The 11,587-nt window shown below is 41.1% G+C and carries 14 protein-coding genes and 1 tRNA gene; 11 read left to right on the top strand and 4 right to left on the bottom strand.

Translation table 11 applies throughout. The features are described from left to right. Window positions 1-20 precede the first annotated feature (20 nt). Window positions 21-92: transfer RNA gene (locus tag J3P43_RS13505), tRNA-Arg, on the bottom strand. 132 nt (window positions 93-224) lie between these two features. On the opposite strand from J3P43_RS13505, the gene J3P43_RS13500 reads away from it, so the two are divergent. The 3 genes from J3P43_RS13500 (at window position 225) to J3P43_RS13490 (ending at window position 2,442) form a co-directional block, all read left to right on the top strand. Beyond that, the gene (locus J3P43_RS13500) at window positions 225-764 is read left to right on the top strand and encodes a hypothetical protein (protein WP_255903258.1); all 540 of its coding nucleotides are present in this window, start codon (window positions 225-227) and stop codon (window positions 762-764) included. A gap of 40 nt (window positions 765-804) precedes the next feature. Beyond that, a complete protein-coding gene (locus tag J3P43_RS13495; protein ID WP_255903256.1) occupies window positions 805-1,563 on the top strand; it encodes a DUF72 domain-containing protein in 759 nt (252 codons plus the stop codon). A 75-nt stretch (window positions 1,564-1,638) separates the two neighbouring features. Beyond that, window positions 1,639-2,442, top strand: coding sequence for a hypothetical protein (locus J3P43_RS13490; protein ID WP_255903254.1), 804 nt, complete (start codon window positions 1,639-1,641; stop codon window positions 2,440-2,442). An 11-nt stretch (window positions 2,443-2,453) separates the two neighbouring features. Here the strand turns inward: J3P43_RS13490 and ychF are convergent, their stop codons facing one another. From ychF to J3P43_RS13475, 3 genes are all read right to left on the bottom strand, one after another. Continuing rightward, window positions 2,454-3,551 carry a redox-regulated ATPase YchF gene (gene ychF, locus J3P43_RS13485; RefSeq protein WP_255903251.1) on the bottom strand — a complete coding sequence of 366 codons (1,098 nt, stop codon included), beginning with the start codon at window positions 3,549-3,551 and terminating at the stop codon, window positions 2,454-2,456. A gap of 139 nt (window positions 3,552-3,690) precedes the next feature. Further along, window positions 3,691-4,020 (bottom strand): DUF3276 family protein, encoded by a 330-nt coding sequence (locus tag J3P43_RS13480; RefSeq protein ID WP_255903249.1) that lies wholly within the window; start codon window positions 4,018-4,020, stop codon window positions 3,691-3,693. Window positions 4,021-4,103: 83 nt separating this feature from the next. Then, entirely contained in the window at window positions 4,104-5,897 is a 1,794-nt protein-coding gene (locus J3P43_RS13475; RefSeq protein WP_255903247.1) for an ABC transporter ATP-binding protein, read from the bottom strand. A gap of 97 nt (window positions 5,898-5,994) precedes the next feature. Here J3P43_RS13475 and J3P43_RS13470 point away from each other — a divergent pair, with 97 nt between their 5' ends. From J3P43_RS13470 to J3P43_RS13435, 8 genes are all read left to right on the top strand, one after another. Further along, on the top strand, window positions 5,995-7,080 hold the full coding sequence (locus J3P43_RS13470; protein WP_255903245.1) for a Glu/Leu/Phe/Val family dehydrogenase: 1,086 nt from the start codon (window positions 5,995-5,997) through the stop codon (window positions 7,078-7,080). Window positions 7,081-7,113: 33 nt separating this feature from the next. Beyond that, entirely contained in the window at window positions 7,114-8,061 is a 948-nt protein-coding gene (gene nusB, locus J3P43_RS13465; protein ID WP_255903243.1) for a transcription antitermination factor NusB, read from the top strand. Window positions 8,062-8,064: 3 nt separating this feature from the next. Beyond that, a complete protein-coding gene (locus J3P43_RS13460; RefSeq protein ID WP_255903241.1) occupies window positions 8,065-8,505 on the top strand; it encodes a DUF1573 domain-containing protein in 441 nt (146 codons plus the stop codon). A gap of 24 nt (window positions 8,506-8,529) precedes the next feature. Next, window positions 8,530-8,838: a preprotein translocase subunit YajC gene (gene yajC / locus J3P43_RS13455; RefSeq protein ID WP_255903239.1), complete on the top strand. Its 309-nt coding sequence runs from the start codon at window positions 8,530-8,532 to the stop codon at window positions 8,836-8,838. A gap of 76 nt (window positions 8,839-8,914) precedes the next feature. Beyond that, window positions 8,915-9,859: a CdaR family protein gene (locus J3P43_RS13450; protein WP_255903237.1), complete on the top strand. Its 945-nt coding sequence runs from the start codon at window positions 8,915-8,917 to the stop codon at window positions 9,857-9,859. Further along, complete coding sequence (gene coaE, locus J3P43_RS13445; RefSeq protein ID WP_255903235.1) at window positions 9,859-10,461, top strand: dephospho-CoA kinase; 603 nt, start codon at window positions 9,859-9,861, stop codon at window positions 10,459-10,461. The genes J3P43_RS13450 and coaE overlap by 1 nt, the downstream gene beginning before the upstream one ends. After that, the gene (locus J3P43_RS13440; RefSeq protein ID WP_255903232.1) at window positions 10,458-11,399 is read left to right on the top strand and encodes an MBL fold metallo-hydrolase; all 942 of its coding nucleotides are present in this window, start codon (window positions 10,458-10,460) and stop codon (window positions 11,397-11,399) included. Before coaE ends, J3P43_RS13440 begins: the two co-directional genes overlap by 4 nt. Beyond that, the gene (locus tag J3P43_RS13435; protein WP_369414798.1) at window positions 11,324-11,578 is read left to right on the top strand and encodes a C1orf53 family protein; all 255 of its coding nucleotides are present in this window, start codon (window positions 11,324-11,326) and stop codon (window positions 11,576-11,578) included. The genes J3P43_RS13440 and J3P43_RS13435 overlap by 76 nt, the downstream gene beginning before the upstream one ends. Window positions 11,579-11,587: the final 9 nt, after the last annotated feature.

Genomic DNA, 11,587 nt, shown 5'->3' with positions numbered 1-11,587 from the left:
CTTATTGGAGAAGGCTGGTGTGTGCCCAGAGGGATTCGAACCCCCATCAGCAGAACCGGAATCTGCAATTCTATCCATTGAACTATGGGCACGAAGTGCGCAAATATATAAAAAAGCCGTTAGCGTCTTACTTAATTATTGAATTTCCTGGTATGTGTCGAGCGCAGCGGTTTTTTCGACTTCTCACAAATTTCTGTATATTTCTGTGATATTTTAAATGTCTGATGAGGAAACTATTTTTTTTATGTGCAGCTCTTTGCTGGCTTAATGCAGGTTATGCGCAAAAATTAAAATTGGAGAAGCTTGAACAGTTGCTTAATGCCTCTCTGGATGAAGCTGAAGAAGAGCTTTTTTTAACCGGATATTCTTTCCTGTCGGAGAAAAATAAAGCAGATACTACCAACAAGATCTATATTTTCTCAAACAGGAAAAACACTATCGGGACCGCTAAATTTGTTTGGAAGGGAATATATACCCGGGAGCCTCTAAAATCTTTCGTAAAATACGTTACTTATGATCGTAACGAATTCGAGCACTTCCGTAAGCTGATGATTCAAAATCAGTTTGAAAGGTTAGATCCGAAAAGTATCGATGAGAATTCAAGCTATAGCAAAGAGAATCTCCATGTAAATTTTGAGGTAACCAAAGACGAGTACGACAATGTTACCTTTATGCTGACACTTACCAACCTCAAGTCGCTTAGTAAAGCAAAGGCGTTGAGGAGGATAAGTGTGAAAGACCTTTTCAAACAGCGCGAAGAATAATAGTTGCTGAACTAATTTTTCCCAGCGGTGTTAAGGGTAAATGCATCTCAGCCGCAATCAAACTATTTATACCGGTGCCAGCGGACTTGTTCTCCCGGTTCCTAACAAACTATCTTATCCGCCAGAGTTTCAGGACAAAAGTCGCCTGGAGTATTATGCCTCACTATTTAATTCTATTGAGATAAATAGCTCATTCTATAAATTGCCAATCGCCAAGACTTTAAAAAAGTGGGCAGACACTGTTCCCGAGTACTTTAAGTTTACTTTTAAACTTTGGAAGCAAATTACTCACAACCAGGGTTTGGTGTATGATCCAGGAGAGATAGTTCTTTTTATGAACAGAATTTCGGCAGTGGGTACCAGGAAGGGCTGTTTGTTGGTGCAGTTTCCGCCCAGTCTGAGTATAGCAAGTTCGACACAGCTTGCGAGGCTTTTAACCGATCTTAACGAGCACAATGAGGCGGGCTGGAAAATTGCGGTTGAATTTCGAAACCGGTCATGGTATGAGGAGGGTATTTACGAGTTGTTGCATCAATACCACGCCACTATGGTTATACATGATATCCCGGCCTCGGCTACTCCACAGCACAAGGAAATTCCGGATGTAATATACCTCAGGTTTCATGGCCCCAACGGGGGGTACAGGGGAAGCTATCCAGACGATTACCTATATGAGTATGCTCAATATATCAAAGAGTGGCAGGAGGAGGGTAAATCAGTTTTTGCCTATTTTAACAATACGATGGGAAGCGCGGTTCAAAATCTGATAACAATGAATAAGTTTATAGAAATGACCTAACCTAGTTATCTCATATTCTCGTAAGATTAGGCTTTCCTGACACATCAGGCCCTTCTTTTCTGGTATCTTTACCCTGTGCAAATTCTTATTTTAAAACTTCTGCTTACTCCTGCACTAACCGGGATGGCGACATGGGCTGGTCGGAAATACGGTCATTCGGTTACCGGATTATTGATAGGATTACCCTTAAACGCAGGGCCTATAGCGCTGTTTCTTGCGCTTGAACAAGGCACTGCTTTTGCAAGTGTTTCATCTAAAGGAATTTTGCTTGGGGCAGTATCATTGTCGATGTTCTCTTTCGTTTATTCAATGCTATCAAAAAAATTCCATTGGTTGTTTTGCGTTGTAGCGGGTTGGATTACGTACTTATCGGCAACATTCTTTCTTGTACAGTTTGATTGGTCTTTGCTGCAAACATTTCTGGTCACGGTGGCTTCCTTGGGGATATTACTTTTGATCTTTCCGAAATTTACAGAAGGGCATTTAGCCATTGTGCCACCAGCATGGGATATCCCACTAAGAATAATTATGGCTACATTATTTATTATCGCACTTACCTATGTGTCATCAGAACTGGGCCCTCGGCTAAGTGGCTTACTGGGCACATTTCCTATTTTCGGCACCATCTTCGCGGTAACAACTCACTATTTATATGGAGCTGATGCCTGTATCAGGCTGATGCGTAGTGTAGTTATAAGCTTATTCTCGTTCTCGGTGTTTTTTGCGGTTCTGGCTTTTTCTTTACAACCGCTTCAGATAGGATACAGCTTTCTGCTGGCTACAGCCTGCTGCATTTCATCGCAAATAATTGTGCTTTATATAGGCAGGATGCTTAAAAAACAGGAGTATCTTAAAAGCATCAGGTTTCCAGGAACTTGATGCTTTTTAAATTATACGTTAAATCTGAAGTGCATGATGTCTCCATCTTCCACCACGTAAGTTTTTCCTTCTACACTTAGCTTTCCGTTCTCCTTGCAAGCTGCTTCAGAACCATATTTAACAAAATCGTCGTACTTGATTACCTCTGCACGGATAAATCCTTTTTCAAAGTCTGTATGAATTACTCCAGCCGCTTGGGGAGCGGTAAAGCCTTTAGTAATGGTCCATGCACGCACTTCCTGTACGCCAGCCGTGAAATAAGTATACAGATCTAATAACTTATAAGCAGAGCGAATCAACCGGCTTACGCCAGATTCTTCCAGACCCAGATCAGTAAGGAACATCTCGCGTTCTTCATAACTCTCCAGTTCCGCAATTTCAGACTCTATTTTGGCAGATATAACCAACACCTCAGCGTTTTCTTCTTTCACAGATTCTTTTACACGTTCTACATAGGCGTTTCCTGATACCACGGATGCTTCGTCAACGTTGCATACGTACATTACCGGCTTAGCCGTAAGAAGCCATAAATCTGCAAGATATTCTTTATCTTCTTCGCTGATAGGAGCGGTGCGGACAGACTTTCCGGCTTCGAGGTGGGATTTAACAAGATTGCAAACTTCGTAAGCCTTTTTCGCATCTTTATCACCAGTTTTGGCCATTTTTTCGACCTTCTGGATCTTTTTGCTTACAGCATCGAGGTCCTTTAACTGAAGTTCAGTATCAATAATTTCTTTATCGCGAATAGGATCTACAGAGCCATCAACATGTACGACGTTTCCATCATCAAAACATCTCAATACATGTATGATTGCATTTGTTGCGCGGATATTTCCAAGAAATTGATTTCCAAGACCTTCGCCTTTGCTGGCGCCTTTTACCAATCCGGCAATGTCCACAATCTCGATGGTGTTGGGGACAATCTTATTAGGATTTACCAACTCTGCCAGTTTTGTTAAACGGTGGTCGGGAACAGTAATTACACCCACGTTAGGTTCAATAGTACAGAAAGGAAAATTGGCCGCCTGCGCTTTAGCGTTTGATAAACAATTAAAAAGGGTAGATTTTCCTACGTTGGGTAAACCAACAATTCCGCATTGTAAAGCCATTTATTTGTTGCTAAGTATTACGATTTTCAGCGGGCGAAATTACGCTTTATAATTCAATTCGCTTAACTTAAAGCGAATTTAGAAAATAAAAAAGCCATCCCGGGAAACCGGAATGGCTGTATATTATTGAGGTGACTAATTAAATATCGAAAGAGAAATCATCGGCAGCTTTAGTAGCTTCTACACCGTTTTCGCTGTACTCGTATCTTTTCTCAACTACTTCCTGGTGAGCTTTGATGTATTCAACTGTGTCTTTCAGTCCTTCGGCAAATTTTTCGAAGTCTTCTTTGTAAAGGAAAATTTTGTGTTTAACAAAAACTCCGTCTTCCAAACGTTTTTTACTTTCTGTAACTGTGATGTAATAGTCATTTGAGCGTGTTGCTTTTACATCAAAAAAATAAGTACGTTTCCCGGCTCTTACTTTCTTTGAAAAAACCTCTTCTCTCTCTTTGTTGTCAAAATCTCCCATTTGTTGTTTTTAAAGTTTAGTTCGGTAAATATAAACTAATAATTTTTAAACTTCAAAATACAAAATTATAGCGCTTCTTTCTTTTATTCAGGTAATTCTTGCTCCTCAAGTAATTGTTTTTCGTACATGTCTTTATAAATGCCATTGGCTTTTAAAAGGCTCTTGTGGGTGCCCTGTTCAACTATTTGACCTTTATCGAGAACCACAATCTTGTCGGCATTTTTAATGGTAGACACCCGGTGTGCGATAATGATACTGGTTTTGCCATCGAGGTTCTTGCCCAGGTTACTCAAAATTTCTTCCTCAGTTTTGGTATCAATCGCCGATAGGCAGTCGTCAAAAATCAATAAACGGGGATTTTTTATCAGGGCCCGGGCAATAGAAACGCGCTGTTTTTGTCCGCCCGAAAGGGTGATTCCACGTTCTCCGATCATGGTGTCGAAGCCTTCATCAAATTCGGCAATGTTATTATAAACCGCTGCGTCTTTAGCGGCCTGTTCAATTTTATCGAGTTCAGTTTTAGAGGATTCGCCAAAGGCGATATTATTGGCAATCGTGTCAGAAAACAAAAAAACCTCTTGTGGTACAAACCCTACCTGGCTGCGGAAGTGGTTCAAATTAAGTTCTGTGATCGTTTGTCCGTCGATCTTTATTTCGCCTGAGTCGCTGTCGTACATCCGCATCAGCAGATTTGCAAGTGTAGATTTTCCCGATCCGGTGCGGCCGATGATTGCCAGAAACTCTCCCGGCTTTACCTCAAACGAAACATTGTCAAGCGCCTTGATCCCTGTGTCGGGATAAACGAAGGAGACATTTTTGAATTCAACCTGTCCCTTCAACTCAAACCTTGTATTGCTGGAGTACGAAATTTCTGGCCGAGTGTGTAAAAACTCGTTAATTCTTTTTTGTGATGCTGCAGCTCGCTGCACCAGTGATGTAACCCAGCCGAGTGATGTTACCGGAAAAGTTAACTGGTTTACATAAACAATAAACTCGGCAATGTTGCCCGAAGTAATTGTTCCGTTCATCACTTCAATGCCGCCGATATAAACGGTCACAATAGTGCTTAAACCCACCAGTAAAAGCATTGCTGGAAAAAAGGTGGCCTGCACCTGCACCAGTGCCAGTGAATCCTTTTTATACGAGTTGCTTTCTGCGGCGAATTTCTCTTTGATATCATTTTCGCGCACATAAGCTTTTATCACCCGTATTCCCGAGAACGTTTCCTGCACAAACCCGGATAACTTTGAAAGCCGTTCCTGTATTTTTTCGCTGCGCTGATTAATGATGTTGTGCACATAGTATATGGTTAGCGCAAGTATGGGCAGCGGCAGCAAACTATAAATAGCCAGTTTTAGGTTAACACTGATCATGGCGATAATAACCAGCAGAAAAAGCACTACAGTATTGATGGTATACATAATGGCCGGGCCAACGTACATTCTGACTCTGCTCACATCTTCGGTTACCCTGTTCATCAAATCCCCGGTATTGTTTCGGCGAAAGAAACTCATTGAAAGTTCCTGGTAGTGCTGATAGATCTCATTTTTCAGGTCGTACTCAATATGCCGCGACATCAAAATGATCGTTTGCCGCATGAAAAACAGAAAAATGCCCCGAAGTAAAGCCAGTGCCAGAACAGTCAGTCCGAAAAGCAAAAGGCTGTAGCCAAAAATTTCGTAAACCAGCTCTTGCCTGTCGAAGCCGTTAAATAGCCTGTAAGTACTGATGTTTTCTGTAACAAGATCGAACGCGATCTGTATCACCTTTGCCGGTAAAACGCCGAAGATGTTAGAAATAACGACAAATATTACTCCCGGAATTAACCTCCATCGGTATTTGTAAAAAAATTTATTTAGATAGGCCAGGTCTTTCATGCTGTGTGTTTGCAAAAGTACTAATCCTTAATATAGATTTGAGGCTCTGTGGTACTGAAAATTTTGCTAGTTTTGCTGACGGAATCGCACCTCAAATATGGTATCAAAAATTTTCGAAGCAGGTTCAGTATTTAACGAGCTTAGTAAATGCAAACATCAACGAGTTGTATTTTGCAACGATGAAGATACCGGATTAAAAGCAATCATAGCTATTCATAACACCACTTTGGGGCCCGCTTTTGGTGGTACGCGTATGTGGGAATATAAAACAGAAGGCGAAGCATTGCGCGATGTTTTGCGTCTTTCGAGGGCAATGACCTACAAAGCTGCGATCAGCGGCTTGAATCTGGGCGGCGGAAAAGCGCTTATTCTGGGTAACAGCAGAACAGATAAAACAGAAGCTTTAATGCGAAGACTTGGCCGCTTTATTAAAAACCTGAGCGGTAGCTTTATTACAGCGGAAGACCTTGGAACTAACAACCGGGATATGGAATACATCCGGATGGAGACTGAACACGTTGTTGGCGGGCATGAATCTTCCAATAGCTCAAATTCCTCGGCCATAACTGCGCGGGGCGTTTTTATGGGGATCAAAGCCTGTTTAAAAGAGCTTTATGGCAGTGACAGTTTAGCCGGACGGTCGGTAGCGGTACAGGGGATCGGCCATGTTGGTGAAAATCTGGTGCATTTGCTAAGAGAAGAAAACGCCAGGGTGTATGTCAGCGATATCGATGAAGAACGGGTGAGACAGGTCGCTAAAAAGACGGGTGCCGATGCTATCTCGAACAACAATATTCTGGATCTTGAATTTGATGTGTACTCTCCTTGCGCGCTGGGGGGAATTATCAATTCAGCTACAATTGCCAAGATGAGATGTGCGATCATTGCCGGGTCTGCTAACAATCAACTCGCTGATGAGGACTTGCATGGACAAATGCTCCTTGAAAAAGGGATTCTCTATGCTCCCGATTACTTAATCAACGCTGGCGGGATGATCAATTCGTATTCTGAAATATCCGGCTACAGTAAAAAGCGCACGTTACAACTTGCAGAAAATATTTACGACGCCACCCGTGTGGTCTTAAAGAAGTCGAAGGCGGAAAGTATTCCAAGTAATAAAGCGGCAGATATGATCGCTGAAAAGCGTATTTCTGATATTAAAAAAATTAAAGCATCCTATTAAAATAGGTTTATACAATAAAATCGTTCTTATAACATGTTAAACAGAAGGCAGCTGAGGGTAAAGGTGTTACAAACATTGTATGCATACCATTTATCAGAAAACAAAGTAGCAAAATCATTCGAGAAAAAGCTTCTTGATAGCATTGATGATGTTTTTGAGATGTACATCTGGCTGCTTGCTCTGTTAACAGAGGTATCAGATTACGTACTGGTTGACGCTGAAGAACGTGCAAATAAATATCTTCCCACGGAAACTGATCTGAATTCAAATCTTAAGCTGAATAAAAATAAGTTTATCACGGCTTTAAAAGAAAATCCGGAATTCGTTATTAATTTAAAGAAATACAATCCCTCCTGGAATTTCGATCCCGAGATTGTAAAAACCATATTTACTGAGCTGAAATCATCCCAGCAATATGCAGATTATCTTGTTGCAGAGGATGTGTCAATGAGAGCAGAAAAAGATATCATCAAATATATTTTCAAGAAGGTAATTCTTGTGGTGCCATCTGTAGAGCAGGCTTTTGAAGAGAAGTTTATAAATTGGCAGGTAGACAGGCCGGTGTTGGAAGCTATGGTGGCCAAAACATTCAGTAATTTTCAAAGCGAGCAGGGAAAGGATAATAAGCTCGCTCAGATAAGTCCTGAGTGGACCGAAGACCGCGAGTTTATTGTTACTCTACTAAATAAAACTATCGCATTCGACGAAGAATATCAAAAACTTATCTCAGATAAGACGAAAAACTGGGAGGCAGAGCGAATTGCCATTGTCGACATCCTTTTAATGAAACTTGCTCTATCCGAATTGATTCATTTTCCCGCGATTCCCATTAAAGTGTCGATGAATGAATACATAGAGATGGCAAAAGAATTCAGTACCCCTAAAAGTAATTTGTTTATAAATGGTATTTTAGACAAAATTTTAGCGGAATTAAAAGCTGCGGGTAAAATCCGTAAAACCGGACGAGGATTAATTGAATAAAATATGAAGAAGGCTGTTTTAATCTTTATCGCTGCTTCTGCGATGTTAATTTCCTGCAATAACAGTGCAACTACATCAACCGAAAGCGGTGCTAATAATGAGGCTGCTGTAAAAGGTGCTTCTATAACTTTCCAAAAAAATAATTTCGATTTTGGGAAGATTCCGGAAGGGCAAAAGGTTACTCACGAATTTGAATTTGTGAACAATGGAAGTGAACCATTAATTATTTCCAACGCTACTGCAAGCTGTGGCTGTACCATTCCCGAATACCCAAAAGAGCCTATTGCTCCAGGGAAAACGGGTGTTATAAAAGTTGTTTTTGACAGTTCGGGCAGGCCGGGTATGCAAAACAAGATTGTATCGGTAACTTCAAATGCCAATCCATCTTTGACGGAGATTTACCTTACCGGCGAAGTGATGGCTAAAGCAGCGGCAGCTAAATAAGAATTAAACAAATAATAATTAGAAATGATAGCAAATATTTTATTGCAAATGAGTGGATCTGGAATAATGGGTTTTCTTCCGATGATAGGGATTGTCATCGTGTTTTATTTCTTTATGATACGCCCGCAAATGAATAAAGCCAAAGAACAAAAGAAGTTCGTTGAGGCGCTTAAAAAAGGTGATAAGGTGGTGACTACTGCGGGTATTCACGGCCGGATTGTAGACATCAACGAATCGACAGTTGTTCTTGAGGTTGAAGGCAGTTCAAAAATCCGTTTTGATAAATCTGCGATCTCATTAGATGCAACAAAAGCATTAACCCCCAAAGCGTAATTGAAATTTTTAATAGATGCCTCGCCTTTGGCGGGGCATTTTTTGTTGTAAAGATATTGTAACTTAGTTTTTAGTAATGCCGATAATATCGCTCACCCGCATAGAAAAGAGGAAAGTATCAGTTTTTTTAAGCTGTTTGCTCATTGCCGTATTTTGCTGGCTGTTTTTTGCGCTGTCTAACGATTATGAATACAAAGTAAATTCACGGCTTAATTATATAAATCCTCCCCTAAATAAGGCATATCACCCTTTACAGGAAGATACGGTTACTCTCAAATTGCGCGGAACCGGCTGGCAGTTGCTTTTTTCTAAGTTAAAGCTTAAGCCAAGGATTGTGAATGTTAACCTGAAACCGCTGAATATTAGTAATTACGTTACTATCTCCAGTCAGCTGAGCGAAATTAATTTACAATTCGAGTCGAATCAAAAAGTAGTATCAGCGTTTCCGGATACGCTCTTTTTTGACTTCACAAGGCGAATTACCAAGCGGGTTCCGGTTAGGTTATTATATAAATTTTCATTCATTAAACCCTTTGGCATCTCGGGGCCGATCCATCTCGAACCCTCGACGGTTATTGTAACCGGCGCAGCGGAAGACTTGAAAGACATTAACTTCTGGACTACAGATAGCCTTTCTTTGAAAGATATTGATGGTTCTGTGAATGCGCATGTTAGCTTTCAAAAAGGGCACAAAAATAATGTTGATGTTTATCCCAAAATGGTGAAAGTGGAGGTTCCGGTGGATGAATTCACCGAAAAGGTAATTGAGATACCCATCGAAATCGAAAATAATCCTGGCAGAGACGTTAAGCTTGTTCCGGAAAGGGCACGGATAACACTGCTTACATCGTTAAGCAACTATTCGAAGATCGACAGAGAATCACTAAAAGTGAATGTGGATCTGGACAATTGGATGAAAAACAAGTACTCGCAGTTGCCGCTCAGGATTATTAAATTTCCGCCATTTTGTAAGCTTGTTAAAACGGAACCGCAAATCGTTGACTTTCTAGTTAAAGAGTGATGCTTAAGATCGGAATAACCGGAGGCATAGGCAGCGGCAAGACCACCGTCTGTAAGTTTTTTGAATTGCAGAGGATCCCGGTGTTTTATGCCGATCAGCAAGCTAAATCCATCATGCATACAGACGGGCTGCTGGTGGATCAAATAAGCAGGGAATTTGGTGCCGATATTTACTTTTCGAACGGTGAATTGAATAGGAGTAAACTGGGAGCTCTGGTTTTTAATGACGAAGAAAAACTAAAAAAACTTAATTCAATTGTCCATCCTGCCGTTTTTCGCGCTTTTGATAATTGGCTGAATCAACAAAAAAATGCCCCTTATGTATTAAAGGAAGCGGCTTTGCTTTTTGAAAGCGGCTCATATAAAGATTGTGATTTTAACCTTCTGATAACCTCTCCGCACAATTTGAAGATATCAAGAATTATGCAAAGAGATTCCGTCTCTGAAGGAGAGGTGCTTAAACGAATGAATAAACAACTAAGCGACGCCGAAAAGGCTCCGCTTTCGGACTTTACAATCAACAATGACGAGAAACAACTATTGATTCCGCAAATGCTCGACTTGCATAACCATTTTATAAACCTCTCCTTATCGGTTAAATGATATTAGATGATTTTTTAACCTTTGACGAGAAGGGCCTTTATTGCCGGTATGGCGGATTTTATCTGGACCCGCAACAAGCAGTTGATGTGGCGGTAGTTTCGCATGCCCATGGAGATCATGCCTGCGGCGGCAGCAACAGTGTTTACTCTACGCCCGCTACTGCTTCAATCATGCAGTTGAGGCTGAAAAAAAATGCTGCTAAGGAGTTTTTTACGGCAGAATACCGCGCGACCTTCACTATTGGGAATGTGAGGATAACTTTTTATCCAGCAGGTCATATTCTTGGCTCAGCCCTGGTTTTGATGGAATATAATCAGATAAGGTATTTATACACCGGAGATTTTAAACTTCAGGAGGATGAAACCTGTGAGGCGCTGGAACTGGTGAACGCCGATGTATTGATTACCGAAACCACCTTCGCTGATCCATCGGTTGTCCACCCCGACGTAGAGGCAGAGATCAGAAAGTTAAACGAGTCTAATCATAACGTTTTATTGGGGGCATACTCCCTGGGGAAAAGTCAGCGGTTAATCAACCTCATAAACAAGCATTGTCCGCAGCGAAAGGTGTTTTTGCACCACTCCATGCTCCCTATAACCAAAATATACGAATCATTCGCATTTTCGCCCGGAAAATACGAACCCTATAACCGGAAGTTGATGAAACTGCCGGGCCAGGGCTTTGTATATATTGTTCCTCCGCTTACTTTTGACAGCTATTTCAGAGCTAAAAATGTACTCCGCGTTTTTGCTTCGGGCTGGAAGAAATTGCAGTATCAGAATGATCTGGAATTGTATATATCAGATCATGCCGACTGGAATGATATTCTCAAAACCATTGAGGATGTGAATCCTAAAGAGGTATGGACCTTGCATGGAGACGGGGCACAACTGAAAGAGCATTTAAAGGGCAGAATGCAGGTAAAAATTTTAAACTGATGCCGGAAGAGGGAGTGGATTACTATTTTATAGAAAGTGGGTACATGGTGTTCACCCGCGAGTATCACTTAAAACGGGGCTATTGCTGCAAAAACGGCTGCAGGCATTGTCCCTGGAATAAAACTGAAAACACGGAAGATGCAGAACAAACAAAATCAGTAAAAAGGAATTATAAGTAGGAACATCTA

Origin of the sequence: Paradesertivirga mongoliensis, assembly GCF_024436395.1 — a bacterium.
Classification (GTDB): Bacteria; Bacteroidota; Bacteroidia; order Sphingobacteriales; family Sphingobacteriaceae; genus Paradesertivirga; species Paradesertivirga mongoliensis.
The sequence above is the reverse complement of the archived record's forward strand: the minus strand, read 5'-3'. Positions and strand labels throughout refer to the sequence as shown.

Coding starts and splice junctions, on each gene's coding strand:
- J3P43_RS13500 (WP_255903258.1), top strand. CDS start 225: ATGAGGAAACTATTTTTTTTATGTGCAGCTCTTTGCTGGCTTAATGCA.
- J3P43_RS13495 (WP_255903256.1), top strand. CDS start 805: ATGCATCTCAGCCGCAATCAAACTATTTATACCGGTGCCAGCGGACTT.
- ychF (WP_255903251.1), bottom strand. CDS start 3,551: ATGGCTTTACAATGCGGAATTGTTGGTTTACCCAACGTAGGAAAATCT.
- J3P43_RS13480 (WP_255903249.1), bottom strand. CDS start 4,020: ATGGGAGATTTTGACAACAAAGAGAGAGAAGAGGTTTTTTCAAAGAAA.
- J3P43_RS13475 (WP_255903247.1), bottom strand. CDS start 5,897: ATGAAAGACCTGGCCTATCTAAATAAATTTTTTTACAAATACCGATGG.
- J3P43_RS13470 (WP_255903245.1), top strand. CDS start 5,995: ATGGTATCAAAAATTTTCGAAGCAGGTTCAGTATTTAACGAGCTTAGT.
- nusB (WP_255903243.1), top strand. CDS start 7,114: ATGTTAAACAGAAGGCAGCTGAGGGTAAAGGTGTTACAAACATTGTAT.
- J3P43_RS13460 (WP_255903241.1), top strand. CDS start 8,065: ATGAAGAAGGCTGTTTTAATCTTTATCGCTGCTTCTGCGATGTTAATT.
- yajC (WP_255903239.1), top strand. CDS start 8,530: ATGATAGCAAATATTTTATTGCAAATGAGTGGATCTGGAATAATGGGT.
- J3P43_RS13450 (WP_255903237.1), top strand. CDS start 8,915: ATGCCGATAATATCGCTCACCCGCATAGAAAAGAGGAAAGTATCAGTT.
- coaE (WP_255903235.1), top strand. CDS start 9,859: ATGCTTAAGATCGGAATAACCGGAGGCATAGGCAGCGGCAAGACCACC.
- J3P43_RS13440 (WP_255903232.1), top strand. CDS start 10,458: ATGATATTAGATGATTTTTTAACCTTTGACGAGAAGGGCCTTTATTGC.
- J3P43_RS13435 (WP_369414798.1), top strand. CDS start 11,324: ATGGACCTTGCATGGAGACGGGGCACAACTGAAAGAGCATTTAAAGGG.